This is a genomic window from Haloplanus ruber, from assembly GCF_024494725.1.
GTDB lineage: Archaea > Halobacteriota > Halobacteria > Halobacteriales > Haloferacaceae > Haloplanus > Haloplanus ruber.
Window position 1 is genome coordinate 20,819 of record NZ_JANHDK010000001.1, and the last position, 26,084, is coordinate 46,902.

Below are 26,084 nucleotides of genomic sequence, written 5' to 3' on the forward strand. Positions count from 1 at the left end.
TTGCCACCGGCCTTCAAAAGGGTGCCGGCCCGATTATCAGTCCTCGTCTTCCTCGACGACTTCCGGATCGCTCATCGCGCTCTGGAGGCTGTCCAGCCCGTTGACCCACTCCGAGACCAGGCCGTACTCTAAGTCCTCCACGAGGGCGATATCGAGTTCGTCGCCGTCGATGATGCGCGTCCCGGCCTGGACGAGGTAGCCGAGCGCGGCGTCTAGGTCCTCGTTGGCCTCGGCGTCGGCCGCGGCGTGGACGTACTCCTCGATGGTGCCGTCCTCGGCCGCGCCGGCGGCGATGTACTCCTCGGCGGCGTAGAAGACACAGACGAGGCTCGTCTGGACGCCGTCGACCAGCATTCGCTTTTCCTCGTCCTCCAGGTCGACATCTTCGAGGACGATGTCGCGGACGCCGGCCAACTCGTCGATTGCTGCCTCCTCGTCGAGGCGGCCGTCCTCGTGGGCGCTGATGATCTTCGCGACGGCGATGGCGGCGTCATCCTGCAGGTTGAGCAGGAGTCGCGCCGAATCCTCGTTTTCCGGGTCGAGTTCCTCCTCCGCTACTCGACCGATCCAGTTCTGCCAGCGGTCTTCGGTGTAGAACGTGTCCTCCTCGTCGGTCATACCCTGATCGAACGTTCGTGGACTCAAAGACCTTTCCGATACTCCCGCCGCCGAGCCGCCGATGTACTCCCTCGTACCGCCGATTCTACGCGGGTCGATGCGGTCACCCCGTCAGCGTCGCCTCGGTGTCGATCCCGTACACGCGGGCGGGCGTCTCGACGTGGGCCAGTCTGATGGCGTCGTCGTACCCCTCCGATTGGAGGGTTCGGACCCGTCGCGGAACCGTCTTCGGCCCCATCACCGCCCCGGGGCGCTCGGGGTCGTCGACGAAGTCCGTCTCCATCAGAAACGGTTCTCCCCGCTCGGCGGCCTCCCGGAGCCACTCCTTGCGACACATCACGCTCGGCGTCGGCCCCGCGAGCGTCGGACCAGCGTAGTGTTTCACGACGCGGTGGGCCGGCAGCCCCCGCGTCTCCGCCCACGACGCGATTTCGGTCAGGTCCTCGCTGGCCTCCGTGTGCAACTGGACCGCACAGCCCAGGTCCGCTCCCAGGTCGAGGGCGTGCCGGAGGACGTCGTTCGAGGCGTCCCACACCTCGTCGGACACGTCGTAGTGGGGCCGCCCCGACTTGAGCGCGAGGGCGCGCCCGTCACGGACGTACTCCGCGGCGACATCCAGTCCCGCCTGCATCAGGTCGCGCGCCGCCGTCGGCGCGAGGCCGCGTTCGTCGACGAGTCGCGAGATCAGCCCGGGATGGACGCCCAGCACCGGCCACGCGCGCCCCGGCAACAGGTCGCTGGCGTCCGCCACGGCGTCGAGCGTTCGCTCGAAGACGGCACGAAAGTCCGCGCCCGCCTCGGCCTCGACGCCGAGGTGCCACGACGGCTTGTTCACCACGAGCAGATGCGTCCCGCCGAGACGACGGAAGTCACGGACGGCGTCGAGTCCCTGTCCGGCGTCGGGGTCGAGGTGGAGGTGGTCGTCGAGTACCGGCGTGTCGAGTTCCGGATCGGTCACGGGCGCCACTGGGGGCTGGGCAGGCAAAGTTCGGTCGGATCGTCCCCTCGACCGCGCCCGACACGGGCGGCCGGAACGCATTCGCTGCCGGTCCGGGTGTGTCCCGGGACGACAATCACCGTTTGACCCATCAGGACCATTACGTGCCCTCCGTTCGAGGACCGCGATAACACGATGGATCGACGCCTCGCGCTCGTTCTCTCGGCGACAATTGTCGTCCTATCCGGCTGTGCCGCACCCGCGACCCCGTCCGACGGGACGGGCACCCCGACCCCCGAGCGGGAGTATCCCGAGGGTGCCGGGCCGAATCACGTCGACTTCGCGGCGCTGGATGCCGACAACCGGAGCGTCGCGGACAGCCCTCGTGACCACTGGGAGTCGTACGCCATCGTCTATACGGCGCCGCCCGAGCGTCGGCTCGTGGAGGGGAACTACTACATCGACTCCTCGACGGGGGCGATTGTCGGCGAACGCTGGAACGACGGCCGCGTCTACATCGACGGGTCGACGTACGCGTTCGTCCAGCCGGCCGATAGCGTCCCCGAACGCGAACGCCAGCAGCTCGACGCGGACGATTCCTTCGTCTACGACGCGGCCACCGACGCGTACTACCGGTACGACCGGCACTACGGAAGCGTCGCTCCCACCAACATCGGGCGCCATCCTGACCTCCTCGACGCGTACACGTGGGAAGCCGTCGAGACGACGACACACCACGGCGTTCCCGTCGTCACCTACCGGGCGACCGGGAGCCGCCCGGATACCCGCGGACCGCCGGTCGTCGACGGGACGCTCCGACTCGGCGTTGGGGACGGCGTCGTGTACGCCTTCGACCTCACCGTCGACGCGGACGGGGAAGACTATCGCTACACGTACGAGGTGCGGCCGGCCCCGTTTCCGGAACATGAGTGGGTGGACCGAGCACGGGAACTGAGCGCGGAGAACGCCACCGCGGCGGAGTGACTCCGGTCGCGCTCCACGGCGTCTCGGTCGACGAACTGCCGGCTCACTCGAGGGTGACGCTTTCGGCGGCGGCGTTTCGAAGCGCGTCGGAGCGGCCGTGTTCGCCGGGCGCGATGGCCAGCGTGTGGAGTCCACAGGCGTTGGCCGTCTCGACGGCCGGCTTGAAGTCCGTATCCCGGGAGGCGACGGCGATTACGTCCGCCCGCTCTTCGACGGCGAACCGGGTCAGATCGACCGCGAGTTTCACGTCCACGTCGCCGCTGGTGACGACCACCTCGAATCCGCGGGCCTCGGCGGCCTGGATCAGCTTCGGCGTCGCGTGCTCGTCGACGTAGAGGCGGGTCGTCACCGGACGCCCTGCGGCCGTCGCCGCCTCGCGTACGTCGTCTAAGTCCACGTCGAACTCCTCGCGGAGGACGTTCGGCCCGTCAACGAACAGCGCCACCCGCGGTTCGTCGTCTCGGCCGCCGGACAGCCATCCGAGAGGGTTCATGCGTCTTTTATCCTGCTTGCGGACATATACGTCCCGGTTCCCGGCAGATGGGGTGTGGCTCGGACTCACGTCACGGGCACCCTCGGCGGGTCGACGGCGCCGGCACGTCCACGGCCGGTCGCTCAGAGCGTGTTGCGGACGAACTCGGAGACGACGATGTCCTCCGCCGAGCGCAGGCGATACTGCACCGTCGACCGCGGGACGTCGAGGTCTGCCGCCAACTCGGCGACCGTCACCTCGCGCGGACGAGTGTAATAGCCTGCGTCGACGGCGTGGGTTAGCGTCTCCCACTGCTCGTGGGAGAGTTGGAAGGCCGTGCGTACGTCGGCGTCCCACTTCCCCGACTGCCGAAGGTGGGAGAGTTCAAGCGAGAGGCCGTCCCGGAGGTTCGTCTCGATGGTGTCGAACAGTTCGCCGACGGCCTGTTCGCCCGGGTAGAGGATCTTCCAGCGGTACTCCCCGTCCGCCCGGCAGGACTCGAAGACAACGCCCTCCCCGACGTGGTCCAGCACGAAGTAGGGCAGGGAGTGACACCGGTGGACCTCCTGGCGGTAGGTGTAGATCGTCCGCGAGGTCGGCGTCCGGTCGAGGACGTGATACTCCCGCCGAGAGTCACATCCCGGCTGGTCCAGACACTCGTTGCAGCGTTCCTCGTCGAGAAACACGTCGGTGAACGCCTCGATCCCCGCCTCCGGCCCGTGTACGTGGTCGATCCGCCACATTGTCGACGGACTCGAATAGCAGGCCGACGACCGACAGGAGAGAGACGGATACTCGTAGAACACGTCCATCAGCGCGTCGGTGCCGGGTTCGTACTGCACCGAGAACTCGATCTCTCTCATGGGTGTCGTGAATCGACGACGCTACGATCATCACATACTAAATTATTCCGAATGTAGGCGTACAGTACGCCGATACCTGAAGTACGACCTGTTGGCTATGCGCAAGTCAGCCGGGATGCCGGGCCGGTGACCGCCGTCAGGCCCGGACACCCCAGAAGAAGGCGATGCCGAGGACGGTGACGACCGAGAGCAGAAGCTGGAGCGGGGCGCCAACCCGTAGGAAGTCCGAAAACCGATACCCACCGGGACCGTAGACGAAGAGGTTCGTCTGGTAGCCCACGGGCGTCATAAACGCCGTCGAGGCGGCGAACGTCACCGCGAGGACGAAGGCGAAGACGTTGCCCCCGATAGCCTGGGCGGCGTTGGCGGCGACCGGGATCAACAACACGACGCTCGCGTTGTTGCTGATGACGCTCGTCAGCAGCCCGGTTGCGATGTAAAACACCCACAGCACACCAATCGGCGGTAACACCGTCGCCGTCGCGGCGGCGGCGTCACCGAGTAGCGCGGCGGCCCCCGTCTGTTGGAGGGCGATCCCGAGCGGGATCACCCCTGCCAGCAGGAAGATCACGTTCCACTCGACCGACGAGTAGAGTTCCGTGGGCTTGAGCACGCCGGTGAAAACCATGGCCACGACGCCCGCGAGTGCCGAGACGACGACGGGCAGGACGTTCAGTGCCGGGAGCGCGACGACACCGGCGATGATCCCCACCGCGAACGGAATCTTCTCGCGTCGGTAGGTGGTCTCGTCGAACTCGTGAGCGACGATGAAGTCCTCGTTGTTGACTAAACGTGCGAAGCTATCGGGCGGCGCCTGCACGAGTAAGGTGTCGCCCACGCGGATGCGGATGTCCTCGAAGCGGTCCCGGACCACGTCGCCGTGGCTCCGAAAGGCGAGAACGTTCGCGTCGTAACGCTGGCGAAACGTCGAACTCGCCAGTGTCTCGCCGACGAGCGACGACCCCGACGGGACGACCACCTCGACAAGCATCGGCGGTTCGTCGTCGGCTCCCAAGTCGTCCTCGGTCCTGGGGCCACCCGACAGGGAGAGACCCTCGACGTCTATGATTCGTTCGAGTGTCTCGCGGCTCGTCCGCAGACGGAGGGTATCGTCCGGGCGGATCTCCTTGCGGGCGAGAGGCTCGGTGAACCCCTCGCCGTCCCGAAGCAACTGCAACACGTCGATGTCGAGGTCGTCGTCGCCGAGCGCCTCTTCGACGGTCTGGCCGATCAGCGATGACCCCATCGGCACCTCGACGTCGGTGAGATACTCTTGGAGGTCGTACTCCTCGACGAGGTCCTCGTCGGCCGGCACCCGCTCCGGCAGGAGTCGCACCCCGACGGTCATGAGATAGAGGACGCCGACGACGAAGACGACGATGCCGAGTTTGGTGAACTCGAACATCCCGAACGCCTCCAGCCCGAGGGCGGGATTTTCGGCACCCAACTGGGCCGCGATGTCGCTCGCCAGGATGTTCGTCGAGGTGCCGATGAGCGTCAGCGTCCCGCCGAGCATCGAGGCAAACGACAGCGGCATGAGGAGCTTCGAGGGCGACGTGTTCCCCTCGTGGGCAAGGTCGGCGATGACGGGGACGAGAATCGCGACGACCGGCGTGTTGTTGACAAACCCGGAGATCGGCCCGGTGACGCCGACCGTCGCCGCGAGTTGCTTGCGCCGGTCGGTCCCGGCAAACGCCGCCATCTTCCGGCCGAGCAACTGGACGAGGCCGGTCCGGTTGATCCCCGTGCTCAGGATGAGCATCGCCAGGACCGTGATCGTCGCGGGGTTGGCGAACCCGGAGATTCCCTCTCGTGGCGAAATCTGCGTCCACGGTTCGAGCACCATCAGGAGGACCATCACCAGAATGGCCGTGACATCGACCGGGAATCGCTCGGTCGCGAAGAGCACGAGCGCGAGCAGGATGAGCGCGAAGACGACGAGCATCTCGGCCGTCACGGGCGTCGATATCCCCCACACGGCCAACGCGACCGGAGCGACGGGCATAGCGAAGGGCGCGACACGGATCCACAAAAAGGGCGGGTGTCGGCGGCCGTCGGCGTGTCCCGGCCACCCGTCAAAATATTACTCAGACAACGTTTCTGTGCGCTCTCGGCGCAGAGGGTCGACGACGAAGCCGAATACGGTTCGACCGGCAGTCGACCGGCGGCCGACGACTCTCCGGTGCATACCGTCGTCGAATCTTCAGTCCACGCATCGAGCGGCGAGCGACCATTTGATATCGCGATATGACGTTTATCGACGCCGCGAGAGACACGAAGGCCAAAGCATTACGACCCGAGGTGTCGTTGTCCCGGTATGGGTCTACGGAAGCCACCCTTGCGAGAGACACACGCCTCGCAAGGGGCCTCGTTCACCGAATTCGGCGGCTGGGAGATGCCGGTGGAGTTCGACTCCATCAGCACCGAACACGCGGCCGTCCGGGAGTCCGCGGGGTTGTTCGACGTATCGCACATGGGCGAAATCGAGGTGTCCGGTCCCGACGCGGCGGCGTTGGTGAACCGGCTGACCACCAACGATGTGACCGAACTCGATCCGGGCGACACCCAGTACGCCTGTATCACCGACGCGGACGGAACCATCCTCGACGACACGGTGGTGTTTCGCCTCCCCGACGACGCGGACCCCCGATACCTGTTCGTTCCGAACGCCGGACACGACGCCGAGATGTACACCCGGTGGGTCGAACACCGCGACGAGTGGGGCCTCGATGCGACGGTGCAGAACACGACCGAGGAGTGGGCGATGCTCGCGTTACAGGGTCCGGATGCACCGAATCTCGCTGCCGACGTGACAGACGGTGCGACCCGCGACGTCGGTCGCTTCGAGGCTACCTTCCTCGACGTGGCTGGCGTCCGGTCGCTCGCGTCGCGGACGGGCTACACCGGCGAGGACGGCTTCGAGTTCCTCTGTCCGTGGGACGCGGCCGAGACGGTGTGGTCGGCATTCGACTGCCAGCCCTGTGGTCTCGGCGCCCGCGACACCCTCCGTCTGGAGATGGGATTTCTCCTCTCTGGACAGGACTTCGACCCCACGGACGAACCGCGGACGCCGTACGAGGCCGGCGTCGGCTGGACTGTCGACCTCGACACGACGTTCGTCGGGCGTGACGCGCTCGAACGCGCCGAGCGTGAGGGCGTCGACGAGCGGTTCCGGGGTGTCCAGTTGCTCGAACGGGGCGTCCCGCGACACGGTTACGAGGTGGTCGACGCCGACGGCGACCACCTCGGTCACCTCACCAGCGGCACGATGAGTCCCACACTCGGCGAACCGATTGGACTCGGCTACCTCGCGGCCGACGCGGCACCCCCTGGCACTCGCGTTCGAGTCGTCGTCCGGGGCGAACCGAAGCAGGCAAAAGTCGTTAGCCCGCCATTCATCGACAAATGAGCTTCGACATCCCCAGCGACCGACGGTATCTGGAATCGCACGAGTGGACGACGACCGACGAGACGGTCCGTATCGGCATCACGGACTTCGCACAGGACGAACTCGGTGACGTGGTGTTCGTCGAACTCCCCGACGCCGGGAGCGAGGTGACCGCCGAGGAGGAGTTCGGCGTCGTCGAGAGCATCAAGGCCGTTTCGGACCTCCTCTCGCCGGTCTCGGGGACGGTGACTGCCGTCAACGAGGACCTGTTCGACGCCCCGGAACTGCTCAACCAGGATCCCTACGGCGACGGCTGGATGCTGGAGGTCGACCCGAGCGACGAGAGCGAGTTCGACGACCTACTGACGGCCGAAGAGTACCGCGACAACATCGAGTAACCGGGAATCACCTCCGGTGTCCGGCCGTCTGCCTCAGAGCGCGGCGGACTCAGAGCTGTCGATGCCGTTGATCCGGATCAGCTTGTAGTCACACTCGGTGCAGGTCCACTTCGTTTTCTCCCCCAAGTGCATCGTCGTACTCGCGGTCAGCCAGAACTGGTCGTTCGAACACTCCGGGCAGTCGTGGGTCATTTCGAGGCTCATGCGCCCGACTCCGGGGCGCGCCGTGTTGAAGATACTGATTCCCGAAACGCCCCGATAAACCACATCTCGCGATATTAATTCTCTCTCGCACGGACCGACAGAGCGGCAGAATTTCAACGGTCGGTCCGGAATAGTGCGAGCAATGTATCTCGTGATCGTCGGAGCCGGCGACATCGGTACGCCGTTGCTCGAAATCGCCACGACCGGTGGCAACGACGTGGTCGCCATCGAACGCAACGAGGAGCGGGCCGAACGCGCGTCGAGGCAGTATGATTGCCTCGTTCTCAACGACGACGCGACGACCAAGGAAACGCTGCGGGACGCCGGCGCCGAGCGCGCGGACGCGCTCATCTCGACGACCGATCAGGACGCGACGAACGTCATGGTCTGTCTGCTGGCACAGGAACTGGAGATTCCGAACATCGTCTCGGTCGTCCACAACCCCGAGCACATGAACCTCTTCCAGCAGATTGGGGTCAACACGATGCAGAATCCACAGCGTCTCATCGCCGAATATCTCTATCGGGCGGTCGAGCGCCCCTCTATCGTCGACTTCATGCGCATCGGCGAGGAGGCGGAGGTGTTCGAGATCACCGTCGGGCCCGACGCGCCCATCGCGGGCATGAGCCTGCGGGAAGCCAACGATGCGGGACTTCTCGGCGAGGGAATGCTGATCGTCGCGGTCGAACGCGACGGCGACGGCGAACCGCTCGCGCCTCGTGGCAACACACGCATTGAGGCGGGCGATCTGCTCACGGTATACTCGGGCGACGGGGCGACACCCGAAGTGACCGACATCTTCGGCCACGGTGAGGGCAACGACTGACATGTCCGGCCGTCACGGACCGTTCCCGACCGACCTGCGGATCATCGCCCGCGATATCGGCTCGCTTCTGTTGATGGAGGCGGGGCTGATGACGATCACGACCGCCCTCGCCCTCGCGTTCGGCGAGTTACACGCGGCGCTCGGCTGTCTCCTCGCGGGCGGTATCGCCGCCGTCGTCGGCGGCGTCGCCAACAGAGCGTTCGCGGACGCGCCGCCCCCCGAGATGAAACACGGGATGGTCATCGCCGCCGGCGGCTGGTTCGCTGTCGCCACGTTCGGCGCGCTCCCGTTCCTGTTGACCGCGTGGCTGACGCCGCCCGCCGTGATGGAGACGTTCGTGCCCGCCGGTGCCAACGCAGCGGCGTGGGAGCCGATCCGTGTCGGCGGCGTCACGACTCGCTCCAGTCTCGCCTACTTCCGCGACCCGCTTCACGCCTTCTTCGAGAGCATGAGCGGGTGGACCGGCAGCGGTCTGACGATGGCCATCCACGAACCGTCGCTTCCCCGGGCGCTTCAGTGGTGGCGGTCGTTCATCCAGTGGGTCGGCGGCGTCGGCGTCATCGTCCTGACCGTCTCCATTCTCGCACGCCCAGGAAGCGGGAGCTACGCGCTCTATCGGAGCGAGGCTCGCGAGGAGAAGATCCACCCGAGTATCGTCTCGACGGTGCGGACGGTCTGGCGACTCGTCGTCGGCTATACCGTCCTCGCGTTCGCCCTGTTGTTCGGGGCCATCCTCGCGAGCGACAGCGCGTACGCCGAGTCCCTCTCCATGCGGGAGGCCGCCTGGCAGGCGCTCAATCACGCCATGACGGGACTCACGACCGGTGGGTTCTCCGTCACCGACAACTCCATCGCGACGTACAACTCGCCGCTGGTCGAGACGGTCCTTCTCCCGATCATGATCCTCGGCGCCATCGCCTTTCCCGTTCACTACGTCGTCTTGCACGACAGGGAGGTGGGTGAACTGGTGTCTGATCTCCAGACCCGCTGGCTGTTCGTCCTGCTCGCAGTCGGCGTCGTCGGTCTCTCGGCACAGAACGTGTGGGCCGTTCCCGCGACGGCCGACGCGTTCGCCACCCGTTCGTTCCTCCCGTTTTCGGTCCCGGGTCTCGACGCTGCGGGCCTCGATGCGATCCGAGACTCGACGTTCCAGTGGGTGAGTGCGCTGACCTGCACCGGGTTCCAGTCGGCACCCGTCGGCCGCTGGCTCGCCGGTGCCAAGGTGATGGTCGTCGGTGCGATGGTCCTCGGCGGCGCGGCCGGGTCCACCGTCGGCGGCATCAAAATCGTCCGCGGATACACCATCGCGCGCGGCATCATCTGGCAGTTCTCGCGGGTTTTCCTCCCGAAAAGCGCCGTCGTGACGGCGCGCATCGGCGGCCGAACCCTCGACCGCGAGGCGATGGAACGAGAGTTCAGCGAGGCCGCAATCGTGACCTTACTGTGGATTGCCGCCCTCGTCGTCGGGAGCGTCGTCCTCGCCAACGTCGCCGGTCCCGACTTCGGCTACGCCGACGCGCTGTTCGAAGTCGCAAGCGCCCAGGGGAACGTCGGCCTCTCCTCGGGCATCACCGGCCCGACGATGCCTCCCGTGGCCGAGGCGATGTTCGTCGTCAACATGTGGATCGGTCGTCTAGAGATCATTCCGGTTCTCGTGTTCGTCCGCGCCGGGCTGTACGGACTGGACCCGTAACGGCCGGTCACCCTCTCCGATTGGGCCGGCTCCCCGCTTCGGCACTCTCGCTCAGTCGGTCCAGAACGCGCCGGTGAACATCACGAACACGGGGATGATCTCCAGCCGGCCGATCCACATCAGGAAGATCATCAGCAGTTTGCTGGTCCCCGGGAAGTCGACGTAGCTCCCGAACGGCCCCAGGAAGCCAAAGCCCGGCCCGATGTTACCGATGGTGGCTAGGGTTGCGCTGACCGCCTCGAGTGTCGTCATATCCAGGCCGACACGTCCCGCGTCGAGCAGGAGCAACACCGTGGCCACGCCGAAGGTAAGCAGGTACAGGAGCGTGAATCCGTAGATGGCGCCGATGACCTCCTCGTCGACGACGTGGCCGCCGAGTCGCACCGGCTTGATCGCGTCCGGATGGGCCGTCGTGAACAGTTGTCGTCGGATCCCCTTGATGACGACAAGCCACCGGACGACCTTCACACCGCCGCCGGTCGATCCGGCCGATCCGCCGACGAACATCGCCAACAGCAGGAGTCCCTGGGCAGGTGTCCCCCACTGCGCGAAGTCGCTCGTTGCGTACCCCGTCGAGTTCAGCAGCGACGCGATCTGAAACGTTGCCTGCCGGAGCGAGTTCTCGACGGCGCCCTGGGTGGCGCCCCCAAGTTCGAGGACGGGCGCCGACCCGGTGAAGAGCAACCCCCAGAGGACGACGATCAGGCCGGCGTTCGCGCCCAGGTAGGCCTGCAACTCGCGGTCGCGAAGGAACTCGGCGTAGTTGTCCTGCAAGATTAGATAGAACAGCGCGAAGTTCATCCCCGCGATCAGCATGAAGGGGATGACGACCCACTGGACGGCCGGCGAGAACGCGGCGATGCTGTCGGCCTCCGGGGAGAACCCGCCCGTCGGCAACGTCGTGAAGCCGTGGGCGACGGCATTGTAGGCGTCCATATTCGGCGCCATCCCCGCGTAGTGGAGGCCGAGCAGGAGGAGGATATACACGACGGTAAAGCCGATGTAGAATAGCCAGAGGAGGCGCGCCGTCTCGGCAATCTTCGGCGTCAACTTCTGTAGTTCCGGTCCTGGCGCCTCCGACTCGATCAGCTGTGCGCCGTTGACCGCCGCCTCGGGTAGGATGGCGACCATCAGCACGATGATCCCCATCCCCCCGAGCCACTGGGTGAGTTGGCGCCACATCAACAGCGCCCGGGAGTGGCGCTCGAAGGAGATTTCCTCGGTGGCGGTCGCACCGGTCGTGGTGAACCCGGACATCGACTCGAACAGCGCGTTGATCGGGTGCCCGAGCGCCGACTCGGTACCGTAGCCCGCGACGACGTAGGGGACCGCGCCGATGAGCGCGACGGCTCCCCACGCCAGGGCGACGAGGAGGAACGCCTCCCGAGCGCCGAGTTGTGGGTCGTCGTCGAACTGCTCCAGTGAGATACCGACCGCGACTGTGAGGCCGATTGACAGCAGAAAGGCAACCGTGTCCTCTCCGTAGACGAGACTGAGCGCCAGCGGCACGAGCATCGCGACCGAGAGGTACTTGATGACGGTCCCGGTGAGCGCGACGCTCTGTCGCCAGTTGACCCGCACCGACTTCATTCGCTCCACCCCATTATCCTACCGTCTCCGTTCACGCCCGGAAAAGTGCCCCGCTCTCGCGCCGCGGGCGAACCTACAGGTTCGACCCGCTCTCGCCGCCCTCGATGGGGAGGGCGACGCCGTTGATGTACCCCGCGCGAGGCGAGGAGAGGAAGGCGACGGTGTCGCCGAGTTCCATCGGGTCGCCGATGCGTTCGAGCGGGTTGCCCTCGGCCCAGTCGGCCAGTCCCTCCTCGTAGCTGTCGTAGTCGCCGCGCTCGATAGCCTGTTCGATCAGGTCCTCGATGCGACTGGTCTCGTGGGGACCGGGCAACACCGTGTTCGCGCGCACCGCCGGCGCGAGTTCCTGCGAGAGGGTCTTTTCCAACCCGACGACGGACATCCGCACCGAGTTCGACAGCACCAGCGAGTCGATGGCTTCCTTCACCGACCGCGAGGTGATGCAGGTGATGGTTCCCTCGGCTGACTTCTCGAGGTACGGGGCGGCCTCGCGGACGGTCCGGACGACACTCATCACGAGTAGGTCGTAGGCGTCGTACCAGTCCTGATCCGTCGTATCGAGGAAGGGACCGGACGGTGGCCCGCCCGCGGAGGTGACCAGCGAGTCGATTCCTCCGAACGCCTCGACGGTCCGCTCGACCAGGTGCTCGATGTCCGCCGCCTCGGTCAGGTCGCCTTGGACGCCGATCACCTCGCCGTCGCCGACGTCGTTCAGTTCCGACACTGTCGCAGACAGTCGGTTCTCGTCTCGACCGTTGACGACGACGTTCGCCCCCTCCCGGGCCAGCGCCCGCGCGGACGCCTTGCCGAGGCCGCTGCTCGATGCGGTCACCAGTGCGCTCGTGCCGTCGAGTTCGAGATCCATGTCCCTCTGTCCACGCGGACGCGTAATAAAATCGGTCGGAGGCGGTAAGCCAGGCGGCTCTCACGCCGGACCCCTCCGTCCCCGACCCGCGTGCTGTCGGGCGGTGGGTCACGCGGTCCGATCCGTCCAGAGGCCGTCACCCTTGGCGTGGGCGGCGGCCACGTCCTCGTCGAGTTCGATGCCAAGCCCCGGCGTCTCGGGGACGGCGATCCGGCCGTCCCGGATCAGCGGCGTCGACCGGACCAGCAGGTCGTCCCACCAGTCCACCTCCAGTGCGTGATACTCGAGGTAGCCGAAGTTGGCGACGGCGGCTCCGAGGTGGACACAGGCCATCGTTCCCACCGGGCTACAGACGTTGTGCGGGGCGAAGGTGATATAGTTCTCCTCGGCCCGATTGGCGACTGCCTGCGACTCCGCGAGACCGCCACAGGTCGTCGGGTCCGGCGTCACCACGTCGACGGCAAAGTCGTAGAGAAGGTCGGAAAACTCGTGGACGCGAAAGCGGTTCTCGCCGGTCGCCAGCGGCGTCGACGTCGAGCGAGCCACCTCCCGCTGGGCGTCGACGTTCTCGGGGGGGACCACGTCCTCCAACCAGAGCAGGTCGTACGGCTCCAGTTCTCGGGCCAGGCGCTTTGCCGTATCGAGCGAGTAGTCCCAGTGACAGTCGAAGGCGACCTCGGCGTCGTCGCCGACGGCCTCGTGGACCGCGGCGACGATATCGCGTTTCTCGGCCACGTCCGCCGCGGACAGGCGGCCGTTGAACGGATCTGGGTCGTTGTCGCCGGGCGTATCGAGGTCGAACTTGATCGCGTCGAAGCCCATCTCGACGGCCTGCTCTGCCGTCTCCGCGTACGCCGCAGGCTGGTAGGACTCCTCGTCTCCGTACTCGGTGTACCCCGTGTCGACGGCGTAGGCCTCTCCGGCGTGGCAGTCACAGTAGAGTCGCACCTCGTCGCGGTACTTCCCGCCGAGCAACTGGTAGGTGGGGATATCGAGGAGTTTGCCCGCGAGGTCCCAGAGCGCGATTTCCACCCCCGAGGCCGCCGTGACCACCTTCCCGGTCGTGCCGCCGTGGCCGGACGTCTCCTGGATCAGCCGCCGAAAGAGCCGTTCGACGTCGAGGGGGTTCTCGTCGACGAGAAACTCGGTCATGTAGTCCACAATGTCCGTCACCCGACCGCCGCGGTAGGCTTCGCCCAGGCCGGTGACGCCCGCGTCGGTGTGGATTCGCACGAGGTTCCAGTCGAAGTTGCCCTCGATCACCGCCGTCTCGACGCCGGTGATCCGCACGTCGCGGGCATCGGCCCGCTCTGTCGGTGCCGCGCCGTAGTCACGCATTCGGAGCCTCCCCCTGTCGCGGCGGCGTTCGTCCCCACGGGTCGCCAGCGATGTGCGGTATCGATCCGCCGACCGCTCTGCCGGGTGGGTCGATCATGGCCGCCGGTTCGCGGGGCCGGTACTAAAGTGTGAACGCCTCCCACGCCCGGCGGGGGCTTTACGGTCCGCTCGCCCGAGCCTCGACCATGCGCTTTCCCGACGGCGACGTCGTCGACGCGGCGCTCTCGACTCCGTCACTTCCGCGGTTCGCGCGGGTGCGATACGAGCCCGAGACGCCGGCACTCGACGACGTGACCGGCCGGACACGCACCGAACTCGATGCTCTCCCGCTCGCGGAGTTGCCGACCGGCGCGACGGTTGCCGTCGGTCTCGGGAGTCGCGGGGTCCACGACATCGTCCCCATCGCCCAAACCGTCGTAGACGAACTCCGCGAGCGAGGGTTCGACCCCGTGGTCGTGCCGGCGATGGGCAGTCACGGCGGAGCGACCGCCGACGGCCAGCGCGAGACACTCGCCGGCCTCGGCCTCACCGAGGACGCCCTCGGCTGTCCGGTCGACGCCCGCATGGACACGACGGTCCTCGGCGAGTCCGCCGTCGGCGCGCCCGTCCACTTCTCGACAGCCGCACTGGCGGCCGACGGCGTCCTCGTCGTCAACCGGGTGAAGCCCCACACCAACTTCACCGGGCGATTCGAGAGCGGACCGACGAAGATGGCGACCGTCGGCCTGGGCAAGCAGGCCGGGGCGCAGGCGGTCCACGAACGCGCTCTCGACGAGGGGTACGTCCCGGTCGTCGAGGCGGCGTTCGAGGTGGTCCGCGAGTCGACGCCGCTTCTCGGTGGTCTCGCCGTCGTCGAGAACTTTCACGACCGCACCGCTACCGTCGAGGGGATTCCCGCCGCCGACCTGCCCGCCGCCGAGGAACCCCTGACGGCCGCCGCCACCGAACACATGCCGACGCTGCCGTACGATGACCTCGATGTCCTCGTCGTCGACCGGATCGGCAAGGACGTCTCGGGAACCGGGATGGACACCAACGTGATCGGGCGCTACCGAGTGTTGAACGCCGCCGACCCCGCGACGCCCGACATCGACCGGATCGTCGTCCGGGACCTCACCGAGGCGACCCACGGCAACGGCATCGGCGTCGGGTTGGCCGACGTTACGACTCGGCGTGTCGCCGACCGTCTCGACCTCGATCAGGTGTACACCAACGCGCTCACCAGCAACTCCCTGCGCAAGGCGTCGATTCCGGTCGTCCTCCCGGACGACGAACGCGCCGTCACCGCGGCCCTCTCGACTATCGGGGGTTACGATCCGGAGGCGGTTCGGGTTGCGTGGATTCGTGACACCGGCCACCTCTCGACGTTCCGTGTCTCCGCGGCGCTGGCCCGCGACCGTCCGGAGACCGTCGAGGTGGAGACGTGGCTGTCGCTCTCCTTCGAGGACGGCGACCCCGTCTTCTCCCCGGTCGACTGAGCTACCGCACCACGTCGGCCGCGACGCATCCGATTCCATCGACCTCGGCCCGGACGTGATCGCCCGGGTCCACGGGTACCGCCCCAGGAGTCCCCGTCGAGATCACGTCACCAGGCTCCAGTGTCATCACCTCGGAGTGGAACGCGACCAACGCCCGCGGCGAGAAATGCATGTTGCCGACGACGTTGCGGGCCGCCACCTCGCCGTCGACGACCGTCCGCACCTCGACGTCCGCGAGGTCACGTCCCGGTCCCGGAACCGCAACGTGTGGCCCGATCACGAGGAAGGTGTCGAAGCTCTTTGCTCGCGTCAGAAAGCGGGGGTTGCGCTGGAGGATGTCCTCGGCGGTCACGTCGATGACCGGCAGATACCCCGCGATCACGTCGTCGGCCTCCTCGACCGAGACGTTTCGGCAGGTCCTCCCGATGACGACGGCGAGTTCGGCTTCCACCGTGACCTGGTCGGACACGTCGGTCGGCGGGAGCCGGATCGGCCCGCCCGGCCCTGTCGCCGCGGTGCCGGGTTTGAAGAAGCTCGCCGGCTCGTCGGGTGTCGTCTCCGAGAGGTCGGCGGCGTGGTCGGCGTAGTTGAGACCGATGCCGAAGAGCTTGCCGGGGTCAGCGAGCGCCGGCCCGAGGGTCAGGCTATCACGAGCGACCCGCCCGGCCGACGCCTCGTCGGGGTCGGTGAGGCCGCCGGGCGCCGCCGGGAGGACGTCGCGGACGCTCGACGCCGCGGGGTAGGCCGCCGCCAGCGGGACGAACCCGTCGTCGTCACCGAGCAGGGGGCTGCCGTCCGCCCTGCGGGCGAGGTACCGCATCACGCCACCCCCCGTGGGTGGGTCGTCGGTGTGTCGTGTGCGCGTGTCACGATCCGATCCCCGCCTTCGGGTCTAATCAAGGTTGGCACCGCACGTGTGGCGACGGCGGCCGCCCGTGGCGTCAGTCCGCGGCGGCGCCGGGACCCGTCGGCTCCCCCACCACGCCGGTCAGCGTGTGGAGATAGTCGTCGAGGTCGAGCGCGAAGGTGGCCTCGGTCGGAAGGTCGACCCAGTAGAACTCGAATTCGGCGCCGCGCTCCGGCCCGTCACCCGTGACGGTGTGGGTCCACGAGTCCCGCGGCTCGTGAACGGGAACGTGATAGAAGCTCCGCACGTACCGCTTGGGTGGCGACTCTCGACGGGTCCAGACGTCAGTCGTGAGATGTCGCAACCCCTCGAACGTCGCCAGCCCACTTTCCTCGATTGCCTCCCGAACCATCGCCTCCCGGGGGCGTTCCCCGGATTCGACGGTCCCTTTCGGAATCTGGAGGCCGTCGTGGCCCGGTCCCTCGAAGACGAGTACCTCCGACGCGTTGCGGGTGATGTACGCACAGACTTTTTTGACGTGCGTTACGTCACGGGTTGACATACTACAACGTGTTCGGCCACAACGTATAATACTACTCATATTTTCGATTCTAGGAATATTAGGTGCCGAAGCGCTCCGGCCGCCGACCGAGCGGTGACCTGACCGCGGCCGGGAGGGTAAAGGGTCGGCCACCCATACCGTACGACGATGACCGAGAGCGCCGGCATCGAACTCACGGTTCGGGCCGCGGAGAAGCGCGACGCGGGCCGCGGTATTGCGCGGCTCCCGGAGGCGGCCCGACAGCGACTCGGCGTCCTCAGCGGCGACGCCGTCCTACTGGATGGGGACCGGACGACGGTGGCGAAACTCTGGCCGGCGCGGGCCGGCGTCCCCGACGACGCCGTCCTGATCGACGCGGGGACGCGGGCGAACGCCGGGGTTGCCGTCGGCGACCGGATTCGCGTACGGACGGCCGCCGTCGCCGACGCGACGGCGGTCACCCTCGGGGCGCCGGCAGGCGTCGATTCCGACCGCGACGCGGTCCGGCGCGAACTCCGGCGTGAACTCGACGGCCGCCCGCTCCGTGCCGGCGACCGGGTCCACGTCGGGAGCCTCGATCCCGGTGCGTTCGTGGTGCGCGAGACGGCTCCCGAGGGTCCCGTTCGGGTGGGCGAGACGACGGACCTGCGCCTGCACGGCGCCGCCGATGCGAACGCCGTGCGACCGGACGACGGGGACGACGAGCCGACCCCGTCTGCCCGGCCGGCCGACGACACGGGGGCGGCGGACAGCGCAGCCCCCGATCCCAGCGCCGGCCGCCGCCCGACGACCGGGGTCACCTACGAGGATATCGGCGGCCTCGACGACGAACTCGACCGCGTCCGGGAGATGATCGAACTCCCGCTGTCGGAGCCGGAGCTGTTCACCCGACTCGGCGTCGACCCGCCGAAGGGCGTCCTGCTCTACGGGCCGCCGGGGACCGGCAAGACGCTGATCGCCCGCGCCGTCGCCAACGAGGTGGACGCGACCTTCATCTCCGTCTCCGGCCCCGAAATCGTCTCGAAGTACAAGGGCGACAGCGAGGAACGGCTGCGACAGGTGTTCGCGGAGGCGCGCGAGAACGCGCCCGCTATCGTCTTCTTCGACGAGATCGATTCGGTCGCGCCGGAGCGCGAGGAAGGCGGCGGGATGGAGGATCGGATCGTCGGCCAACTCCTCTCGCTGATGGACGGCCTGGAGGCCCGCGGCGAGGTGATCGTCATCGGCGCGACCAACCGCGTCGACGACCTCGACCCCGCGCTCCGTCGGGGCGGCCGCTTCGACCGCGAGATCGAGATTGGCGTCCCGGACGAGACGGGGCGCCGCGAGATTCTCGACGTCCACACCCGTCGGATGCCGACGACAGATGGCGTCGACCTCGACCGACTCGCGGCCCGGACCCACGGCTTCGTCGGCGCCGACCTCAGATCGCTGGTGACCGAGGCGGCCATGTCGGCGCTCCGGCGCGCCCGTCGCGAGGGAACCGCGACCGACGCGGTTGCGGTCACCCGCGAGGACGTCGAGGCGGCGATGGCGGCCGTCGATCCCAGCGCTATGCGCGAGTACGTCTCCGAGGCGCCGACCGAGGGCTTCGACTCCGTCGGCGGTCTTGACGAGGCGAAAGCCACCCTCGAACGCGCGGTGACGTGGCCGCTCACCTACGGTCCCCTGTTCGAGGCGGCGGACGCCGACCCCCCATCCGGGATCTTGCTCTACGGGCCGCCGGGGACCGGCAAGACGCTCCTGGCCCGCGCTGTGGCCGCCGAGAGCGGCGTCAACTTCGTCCGCGTGCAGGGGCCGGAGCTTTTGGATCGCTACGTCGGCGAGAGTGAGAAGGCCGTCCGCGAGGTGTTCGACCGCGCCCGCGGCGCCGCCCCCGCCATCGTCTTCTTCGACGAAATCGACGCCGTGGCGACGAACCGGGACCGCGGGGATAGCGAGGTGACCGAGCGCGTCGTCTCACAGCTTCTCACGGAGTTCGACGCCGTCGCCGACAACCCCAACCTGATCGTCCTCGCGGCCACGAACCGGAAGGCTGCGCTCGATCCGGCGCTCCTCCGGGCCGGTCGTCTGGAGACTCACATCGAGGTTCCGGGTCCCGACGAGGCCGCCCGACGGGCCATCCTTGGGGTTCACACGCGCCAGAAGCCACTGGCCGACGACGTGGACCTCGACGACCTCGCCGCCCGCACCGGGGGCTACTCCGGCGCCGACCTCGCCGCCATCTGTCGGGAGGCGGCGGTGCGCGCCGTGCGCTCGGTGGCCGACGCCTACCCCGCCGCCGAGGCCAACGACCACGCCGACGAGGTGTGTCTGGCCGCCGCCGACTTCGAGGCGGCGCTTACGACCGTCTCGCCGTCGCTCTAGTCCCAGAACGACTGCGTCCGGGCGTACTGGCGCTCCTGTTCGAGGATGTCGCGATAGAAGTCGTCCTCGTCCTCCCGGAGTTTGGCGATGATTCGGGCGGCGTTGTGCGGGCCGACCCCGCGGGCCGCCATGGCGATCACCGCCTGTTTGCCGTGGCTCTGCACCAGGTTCGCCGAGCGGTAGGCGCGCTCGGTCATCTTCTCTTGTTCCTCGTCTTTCTCGGCTGCCCGCACTGCCGTGATCACCTCGTCGGCCCACGGATTCAGGGCGGCGACCCGCGTCGACTCACACTCCGGACACTGAGGCTGGTCCGGTACCCGTCGCACCTTCGTCTTGCGGGTCCACTCCGTGCAGTGGAGACAGGCCAGGATCACCCGGTCGTTTCGGATGCGCTCTTTCAGTGTCTCGACGACGCTCGCGTCGGCGTTCTCGGGGACGAGCAGTTCACGACCGCTCGACCGCCCGCCGGTGCCGATGGGCGTATGCTCTCGTGCGGTCGCCACCTCGATGTCACCCGACTGGACTCCCTCCAGAACGCCCGCCGCCTCGTCGACGGCGAGGTCGGTGTGGAACACCTCTCGGACCGCCTCGTCGTACACCGGCGTGTCCTCTAAGGCTGCAAGCAGGCGGTCGGCGCCGAACCGGCCCGACCCCTGATACCGCTTGAGCGCGCCGAACTTCGCGGCTACCTGCGCCAGCGTGAACTTCAGCGTCCCCGAGTTCTTCAAGGCGAGTTCCAAGAGTCCCTCGACGTGGTCGGGGTCGGTCGTCTCTAAGACCGCCACCACGTCCGACGGGCCGGTGCGTCCGGGTACCTCCAGTTCGATCCGGTAGGGATCGACTTCCATCCCCACCGACGATCCGGTCTTCTGGCCGATCAGCGCCGAGCAGAGTCGGCCGAGCGTCTCGTTCACCTCGTGGCCGAACGGGGCGTTGAGGACGACCGTCCGGCCCTGTCCCTCGACGACGAGACGCTCGGCCGTCGGCGTCGGCGCGCCGGTCTCGACCTGTCGCTCCACGGGATCGAGCGCCTCGCTAACAGTGTACTCGTCGCCCGGATACCGCGGGAGGAACTCGCGGGCGACGGCGGCACGGTTGGCGCCGCCCGCGAACTGCGTCGTCGCCACGTCGCGCATCTCGCCTACCTCGCCCGCGACAGCGGCGGGCACCGGGATCTCTTTGCCCGTCCACGACGGCACCTCGCCGGCGGGGTCCTCGATGGGTGTCACCTCGACGCGCCCCTCCTCCTCGTCGACCTCGGTGATGCGCCACATTTCGCCGCGCTGGATGAACGCCTCGCCCGGCCCCGCGAAGTTGCGGACGAACCGCTCGTCGAGGGTACCGACCGTCTCCCGCGAGGAGAGGTCGTACACCTCGTAGGTCTCCTCGTCGGGGATCATCGACAGATTCGCGTAGAAGTATCGCCACGTCCCTCCCGACTTCTCTAGGCGGTCGGCCTCCTCGTCAAGCCACAGGAGACGGTTCGACGACAGTTCCCGCACCACCTCCCGAAACGTCGCCGCCGACAGCGAGCGAAACGGGTACGCCCGTGTCAGCGTCTCGTAGGCCTCACGGGCGCTGATCTCACCGTGGTCCATCACGAGACCGACGGTCTGGTTGGCGACCACGTCGAGGCTTCCGTGGTGGATCGTCGCCGGCTCTACCTCGCCCGCGACCGCCCGGCGAGCGATCGTGAGTGCCTCTAGCGTGTCATCCGGGTGGCTCGTGATGACCGTTCCCTCCGAGACGGCGTCGCGGCGGTGGCCCGCGCGGCCGACCCGCTGGAGGAGGCGGGCCACCTCACGGGGACTCCCGTACTGGATCACGTGATCGACCCGCCCGACGTCGATGCCGAGTTCCATCGACGACGTACAGACGAGGCCGTCGAGGCCGCCCGTCTTGAACGTATCCTCCACCTCGATCCGGGCCTCCTTCGAGAGCGACCCGTGGTGGACGCCGATGGGTTCGTCTAGGCGCTTGAACCGCGAGCCGAGCGCCTCGGCGGTCTGGCGCGTGTTGACGAATATCAGCGTCGACTCGTGGGACGCGACGATATCGCGAATCGCCCGCACGTGACTGGCGATTTCGACGTCGGTCGCCAGGGTTCCCGCCAGCGCCTCGTCCTCGTCGGTCACCGTCGGTTCACGCACCCGGAACTCGACGTTCGTCCCCGCGGCCACCTCGACTATCGCACAGTCGCGGTCGCCGGTCAGAAATCGGCCCACCTCTCCGGGCGAGCCGACGGTCGCCGAGAGGCCGATCCGCTGGAACGGCCCCGCGAGGGTACGGAGGCGTTCGAGCCCCACCGTCAACTGCGCGCCCCGCTTCGAGGACGCGAGTTCGTGCACCTCGTCGACGACGACGTGTTCCACGTCCGACAGCGCCGTTCTGAGCTTCTCGCCGGTCAGGGTCGCCTGCAACGTCTCGGGGGTCGTCACCAGCACGTCCGGGGGGTCGTCGGCCTGCTTTCCCCGTTGGTACTGCGTGGTGTCGCCGTGGCGCACGTCCACCTCGACGTCGAGATACTCGCCCCACCAGTCCAGCCGCTCGCGCATGTCGCGATTGAGCGCGCGAAGTGGCGTGATGTAGAGCGCCGAGACCCCGAACCGGTCCTCGGCGCGGTGGATCGCATCGAACACGGGTAGCATCGCCGTCTCGGTCTTGCCCGTCCCCGTCGGCGCGAGGACGAGCGCATTCTCGCCGGCCGCCAGCGGCGGGATCGCCCGCCGCTGTGGCTCCGTCGGCGTCGCAAAGCCGCGCTCGGAGAGCGCCGAGCGCACTCGCTCGCCGAGGTGGGTGAAGGCGTCCATCCCCGACGACTCCGTGTCTGCCATCGCCCGCGGTAATGGTGCGAGCCGATTAAGCTCACCGTTCGGCGTGCCGTGGGTGCCTCCGGGCCGCGTCAGAGCCGCCGATACGCGCCCAGCCGCGTCCCGTCGAGCAGGTACGCCTCCGCCGTCTCCGCGACGGCCGCAGGCAGGAACGGCGCGAGAAAGGACTGGCCCTCGACGTTGATCCACGTCCCCCCCGAGCGGTCGTTGAACGCGGGGAAGACGACGAGTTCCGGTGGCGGGTCCGGCCAGGCCAGCGCCGCCGGATCGACGCCCAGTTCCGCGGCGAACGGCTCAGCCCGCAGCGGGCCCCGGAGCCACGCCTTCTCCGCACGGCCGCCACCCACCTCGTCTTCGAGGCGGACCTGCGGGTGTTCGTGACCCATACAGATCGTTCGCGCGCCGAGGACCGAGCGGTCGGGCCAGGTGTGACCGTGGACGAAGCCCACGTCGCCACGGCGGTAGCCGCCGGCGTCGGCAACGTCCACCCGGTCGCCGTAGGCCGCCGCGACGCCGCCGTCGTGGTTTCCGGGGACGAGCGTCAGCGGCAGATTCCGGGCGTCTAGCGCGTCGAGGAGCGCACCCACCTCGTCGCGCTCGTCGGCGCCGGGGTCACCGATTCGGTGGACTAGATCCCCGAGGACGACCACCCGATCCGGGTCGACCTGCTCGGCCAGCGCCAGGAGGCGCGCCCGCCGGCCGTCCGCGTCGCTCGGGAGTTCGACGCCGCGCTCGTAACGCAGGCCAGTCTCGATGCCGGCGTGGTAGTCCGCGACGACCAGCGCACGCTCGTCGCCGCAGTCCGCGACCGCCGCGGGATCGCCCGGCACCGGTTCGACCACCGCCATCAGATCGCCTTCAGGCTGTCCTCGCTCGGCTCGTAGCACTTCCCGCTCATCAGCGCGTCCTCGATGGCGTCGGCGACGGCGCCGGGGTCGGCGCCGTACTCGTCGACGACGGCCGCGACGACCGCGTCCCGGGCCGCCCCGTCGCCGTCGTCGAGTTCGCCCATCGCCTCGACGGCGACGGCCTCTAGGTCCACGTCCTCGTCCGGCGACGCCGTGTCGTCGGTCTCGTCCGCTGACCCCGTGTCGTCGGTCTCGTCCGCTGACCCCGTGTCGTCGGTCTCGTCCGCTGACGCCGTGGCCGCGTCCGCAGCCTCGGTCTCGGCGGCGTCAGCGTCGAGATCCTCCGGCCCCGGAACGTCGATGCCGGCTTCGCCCGGGTCGTCGACCTCGGTCCCGCTCTCGAAGCCCACGTCGAAGGACTCCTCGACCTCGCGTCGCTCCTCCTCGTCGAGTTCGTAGAGGTCGTCGGACTCGTCGGGGTCTCCGATCTCGCCGATGTCGTCTGCATCGCCTGAGTCGTCGAATTCTCCGGGGTCGTCCGTGTCGACCGTGTCGTCGAACTCACCGAGGTCGTCCGAGTCGTCGAATTCACCGATGTCGTCCGAGTCATCGAACTCACCGAGGTCGTCCGTGTCGTCGAATTCGCCGATACCGTCTGCATCGTCCGAGTCGTCGAACTCACCGAGGTCATCTGTGTCGTCGACCCCGCCAGTCTCCGCCGCCTCGGCGGTCGACGACGCCGGATCGGCGTCCGCGGGGTCGGTCGTCGCCTCCGTCGTAGCCTCGGTCCCGCTCGCGGCCTCGCCCTCGGACTCGGTCTCGGCGGCCGCCGACGGCTCCGTCCCGCCGTCTTCGTCCGGCGTCGACGCCGTCCCGTCGTCGATAGCGGACTCGACGGTGGTCGTCCCGGCGTGGGCCTCCGATCCGCCATCGTCCGTCACGGCCGCGGGGAGCGGACCGAGCGACGACGTGCCGGCATCGCCCGGCGCGCGGTCGAGCGAGCGGACGGCGTCGCGGTCGCCGGCGACGACTTCCACGGCGTCGAGGGCCACCTCCCTGAGCGCGTCGAGATACGCCGTGGTCGTGCCGTACCGGTCGAGGGCGACTTGGATCCCCGTCGCCTGCGCGGCGTCGTATCCGCGGTCCTGGAGGGCCGACCGTAGCGCCTCGCCCTCGGCGTCGAGCGTCTTGGCCGCGGTCATCGCGGCGATGCGGCGGAGCGTGGCCTCGGCGGCCGACACCGTCCACCGGTCTCGCGTCTCGGCGTCGACCTCGGCGACGCTCTCCGGCCGCACCGAGCTGTAGATCCGGTCGCCGTCGTCGGGTTCGAACGTCCGCGCCTTGCCCGTAAGCGCGACGAAGGCGGGCGGATCGGCCCGCTCGAAGAAGGCGGCGGCGTCGGGCTGGTACTGGCCGGCGTAGGAGACGAACGCCCCCGTCGGGTCGACGACCCGAGCGCGGAGGACGTCCTCGTTGACGGACTCCACCTCGGTCAGGACGCCGACCGCGAACAGGCGGTTCACCCGCGCCCCGGTGGGTGTGACGACGTACTTCGGGGCGCGTTCCTCGTCGCTCTCGGCGTAGGAGACGGTGGCGTCGTCGAACTCCGCAGCGAAGAGACGGTGGGCTACCTCGCGTTGCCCTGGTCCCGGGTCGTCCTCGTCGGCAGAACTCATCGCGTCACCCCCGCGAGCAGTTCGCTCGCCCGGTCGGCCGGATCGTCCGCGCACTCGACGAACGTCTCGGCGTCGAGGTTGGCGCCGTACTCGTCGACCGAGAGCGACCCTCGGACGCGGTACTCGCGGCCGACGATCCGGTCACGGATGGCGTCGGCGACCACCGACTTGTCCATGGCGTCACGGGCCTCCGCCTTCGCCTCCTCGATCCCACCGCCGTACACCTCGGCGGTGAGGTCGGCGCCGAGGACGGCTGTCACCGTCCCGGTCCCGTCGTCGAGGATGGCCTTCACCCGTAGGTCGTCCTCGCCCTCGACCGCGCCGTGGGCGCGACACTGGCCGTTCTGGACGACCCGGCCGCAGTCCGGACAGCGCTCGATCAGCCCCGATCCCTCCCGGACTTCGATCACGTTGCCGACGAGTTCGACGTCGAACAGGCCGCCGGACTCGACGGCCGCACCGATCCCCATGCTGGGGGCGGATTCGGGCGCCGATATCTCCCGGTCGAGTTGTTCGACGGTCGAGAACTCCGTGACGTTCACCTGCGGGACGCCTCGGTACTCGCGGGCGTACACGTCCGCAAGCCGGAGCGACGCGCCCGTCTCGACCTCGGCGTGGGGGTCCCAGTCGGTCAGCGGCAAGCGGGCGCTTCCGTCGGCGACGACCCCCGAGAGAATCTCCGTCTCACCGTCCCGGCCGTCGATGGTCCGGCGCTCCACCTCGACGACGGTCACCTCGACGGTTCGGCCGCGGTCGCCGGGTTCGAGGTCGATCAGGTCGCGGTCGCCGCCGACTACGTAGGGTGTTTCGACCGGCTCCGAGGCGGCCGCGACGGTCGTGTTCGTCCCGAGGTTGAGTTCGGGCGCTCCCTCCCACTCGCGGACGTTCGCGTTGCCGACGGTGATCGAGTCCCCCGGCTCGAAGTCGACCGGCTCCCAGGCCGTGTATGCGAGTCGGCCGCTCTCGTCGGCGAACTCGCCTTCCCGGATGATCTGGTCTTCGCCCTGATAGCGGATCGAGCGCATCCCCTTGGTTAACACGCGGACAGTCACGGTGACGGAGCCGTCCTCGGGGTCGACCTCGGCCAGTGACTTCGCCGTCGGCGCCGCCGAGGCGCCCCCGTCGCCGCCGTGTTTCCGGCGGACGCTCCCTTTCGCTTCCTCGATGGGCACGTTGTAGTCGAGCAGGCTCTGCAGGTCCTCTTTGACCTCCGCTTTGGCTACGCCGAGGTTGGAGGCGAGTTCCTCGGCATGTTCGTCGAGTTGCATCGGATTGTGGATTGGTCGTGCGGTCATAAAAACCTCGTCCGCCCCAGCGTTC

22 protein-coding genes are annotated in these 26,084 nt (G+C 68.2%); 7 read left to right on the forward strand and 15 right to left on the reverse strand.

From position 1 onward, the window contains the following. Positions 1-36: 36 nt before the first annotated feature. Together NO878_RS00115 and NO878_RS00120 are read right to left on the reverse strand one after the other, a co-directional pair. A complete protein-coding gene (locus NO878_RS00115; RefSeq protein ID WP_256403935.1) occupies positions 37-618 on the reverse strand; it encodes a DUF2150 family protein in 582 nt (193 codons plus the stop codon). A gap of 103 nt (positions 619-721) precedes the next feature. Next, entirely contained in the window at positions 722-1,576 is an 855-nt protein-coding gene (locus NO878_RS00120; RefSeq protein ID WP_256403936.1) for a TatD family hydrolase, read from the reverse strand. Between the two features lie 174 nt (positions 1,577-1,750). Here NO878_RS00120 and NO878_RS00125 point away from each other — a divergent pair, with 174 nt between their 5' ends. After that, positions 1,751-2,539, forward strand: a complete 789-nt coding sequence (locus NO878_RS00125; protein WP_256403937.1) for a hypothetical protein — start codon at positions 1,751-1,753, stop codon at positions 2,537-2,539. Positions 2,540-2,582: 43 nt separating this feature from the next. Here the strand turns inward: NO878_RS00125 and NO878_RS00130 are convergent, their stop codons facing one another. From NO878_RS00130 to NO878_RS00140, 3 genes are all read right to left on the reverse strand, one after another. Continuing rightward, entirely contained in the window at positions 2,583-3,032 is a 450-nt protein-coding gene (locus tag NO878_RS00130; protein WP_256403938.1) for an NYN domain-containing protein, read from the reverse strand. 122 nt (positions 3,033-3,154) lie between these two features. Next, entirely contained in the window at positions 3,155-3,874 is a 720-nt protein-coding gene (locus NO878_RS00135) for a helix-turn-helix domain-containing protein (protein WP_256403939.1), read from the reverse strand. Between the two features lie 136 nt (positions 3,875-4,010). Then, positions 4,011-5,819 (reverse strand): SLC13 family permease, encoded by a 1,809-nt coding sequence (locus NO878_RS00140; protein WP_343218050.1) that lies wholly within the window; start codon positions 5,817-5,819, stop codon positions 4,011-4,013. Between the two features lie 372 nt (positions 5,820-6,191). Here NO878_RS00140 and gcvT point away from each other — a divergent pair, with 372 nt between their 5' ends. Next, entirely contained in the window at positions 6,192-7,283 is a 1,092-nt protein-coding gene (gene gcvT / locus NO878_RS00145) for a glycine cleavage system aminomethyltransferase GcvT (protein WP_256403941.1), read from the forward strand. Then, positions 7,280-7,660, forward strand: a complete 381-nt coding sequence (gene gcvH, locus NO878_RS00150; protein WP_256403942.1) for a glycine cleavage system protein GcvH — start codon at positions 7,280-7,282, stop codon at positions 7,658-7,660. The genes gcvT and gcvH overlap by 4 nt, the downstream gene beginning before the upstream one ends. 33 nt (positions 7,661-7,693) lie before the next feature. Here gcvH and NO878_RS00155 read toward each other — a convergent pair whose 3' ends face one another. Beyond that, entirely contained in the window at positions 7,694-7,864 is a 171-nt protein-coding gene (locus NO878_RS00155; protein ID WP_256403943.1) for a DUF7838 family putative zinc beta-ribbon protein, read from the reverse strand. 142 nt (positions 7,865-8,006) lie between these two features. Here NO878_RS00155 and NO878_RS00160 point away from each other — a divergent pair, with 142 nt between their 5' ends. Together NO878_RS00160 and NO878_RS00165 are read left to right on the forward strand one after the other, a co-directional pair. Next, a complete protein-coding gene (locus tag NO878_RS00160; RefSeq protein WP_256403944.1) occupies positions 8,007-8,690 on the forward strand; it encodes a potassium channel family protein in 684 nt (227 codons plus the stop codon). 1 nt (position 8,691) lies between these two features. Next, positions 8,692-10,383: a potassium transporter TrkG gene (locus NO878_RS00165; RefSeq protein WP_256403945.1), complete on the forward strand. Its 1,692-nt coding sequence runs from the start codon at positions 8,692-8,694 to the stop codon at positions 10,381-10,383. A 51-nt stretch (positions 10,384-10,434) separates the two neighbouring features. Here NO878_RS00165 and NO878_RS00170 read toward each other — a convergent pair whose 3' ends face one another. The 3 genes from NO878_RS00170 to NO878_RS00180 form a co-directional block, all read right to left on the reverse strand. After that, positions 10,435-11,973: a TrkH family potassium uptake protein gene (locus NO878_RS00170; protein ID WP_256403946.1), complete on the reverse strand. Its 1,539-nt coding sequence runs from the start codon at positions 11,971-11,973 to the stop codon at positions 10,435-10,437. Positions 11,974-12,046: 73 nt separating this feature from the next. Then, a complete protein-coding gene (locus NO878_RS00175) occupies positions 12,047-12,838 on the reverse strand; it encodes an SDR family oxidoreductase (protein WP_256403947.1) in 792 nt (263 codons plus the stop codon). A 108-nt stretch (positions 12,839-12,946) separates the two neighbouring features. Next, complete coding sequence (locus NO878_RS00180) at positions 12,947-14,176, reverse strand: mandelate racemase/muconate lactonizing enzyme family protein (RefSeq protein WP_256403948.1); 1,230 nt, start codon at positions 14,174-14,176, stop codon at positions 12,947-12,949. Positions 14,177-14,361: 185 nt separating this feature from the next. On the opposite strand from NO878_RS00180, the gene NO878_RS00185 reads away from it, so the two are divergent. Continuing rightward, positions 14,362-15,654 carry a nickel pincer cofactor-dependent isomerase, group 22 gene (locus NO878_RS00185; protein ID WP_256403949.1) on the forward strand — a complete coding sequence of 431 codons (1,293 nt, stop codon included), beginning with the start codon at positions 14,362-14,364 and terminating at the stop codon, positions 15,652-15,654. Position 15,655: 1 nt separating this feature from the next. Here NO878_RS00185 and NO878_RS00190 read toward each other — a convergent pair whose 3' ends face one another. Both NO878_RS00190 and NO878_RS00195 read right to left on the reverse strand, forming a co-directional pair. Beyond that, positions 15,656-16,474 (reverse strand): fumarylacetoacetate hydrolase family protein, encoded by an 819-nt coding sequence (locus tag NO878_RS00190; RefSeq protein ID WP_256403950.1) that lies wholly within the window; start codon positions 16,472-16,474, stop codon positions 15,656-15,658. A 121-nt stretch (positions 16,475-16,595) separates the two neighbouring features. Continuing rightward, positions 16,596-17,063, reverse strand: coding sequence for an NUDIX hydrolase (locus NO878_RS00195; protein WP_256403951.1), 468 nt, complete (start codon positions 17,061-17,063; stop codon positions 16,596-16,598). A 147-nt stretch (positions 17,064-17,210) separates the two neighbouring features. Here NO878_RS00195 and NO878_RS00200 point away from each other — a divergent pair, with 147 nt between their 5' ends. Further along, a complete protein-coding gene (locus tag NO878_RS00200; protein ID WP_256403952.1) occupies positions 17,211-19,409 on the forward strand; it encodes an AAA family ATPase in 2,199 nt (732 codons plus the stop codon). Here NO878_RS00200 and NO878_RS00205 read toward each other — a convergent pair. The 4 genes from NO878_RS00205 to NO878_RS00220 all read right to left on the reverse strand — a co-directional run bounded on the left by NO878_RS00205 (position 19,406) and on the right by NO878_RS00220 (position 26,032). After that, positions 19,406-22,243 (reverse strand): DEAD/DEAH box helicase, encoded by a 2,838-nt coding sequence (locus NO878_RS00205; protein ID WP_256403953.1) that lies wholly within the window; start codon positions 22,241-22,243, stop codon positions 19,406-19,408. The two genes, NO878_RS00200 and NO878_RS00205, sit on opposite strands and share 4 nt — an antisense overlap. A gap of 68 nt (positions 22,244-22,311) precedes the next feature. Then, entirely contained in the window at positions 22,312-23,088 is a 777-nt protein-coding gene (locus tag NO878_RS00210) for a metallophosphoesterase (protein ID WP_256403954.1), read from the reverse strand. Further along, complete coding sequence (locus NO878_RS00215) at positions 23,088-24,764, reverse strand: hypothetical protein (protein WP_256403955.1); 1,677 nt, start codon at positions 24,762-24,764, stop codon at positions 23,088-23,090. The genes NO878_RS00210 and NO878_RS00215 overlap by 1 nt, the downstream gene beginning before the upstream one ends. Continuing rightward, positions 24,761-26,032, reverse strand: coding sequence for a Single-stranded DNA binding protein (locus tag NO878_RS00220; protein WP_256403956.1), 1,272 nt, complete (start codon positions 26,030-26,032; stop codon positions 24,761-24,763). Before NO878_RS00220 ends, NO878_RS00215 begins: the two co-directional genes overlap by 4 nt. Positions 26,033-26,084: the final 52 nt, after the last annotated feature.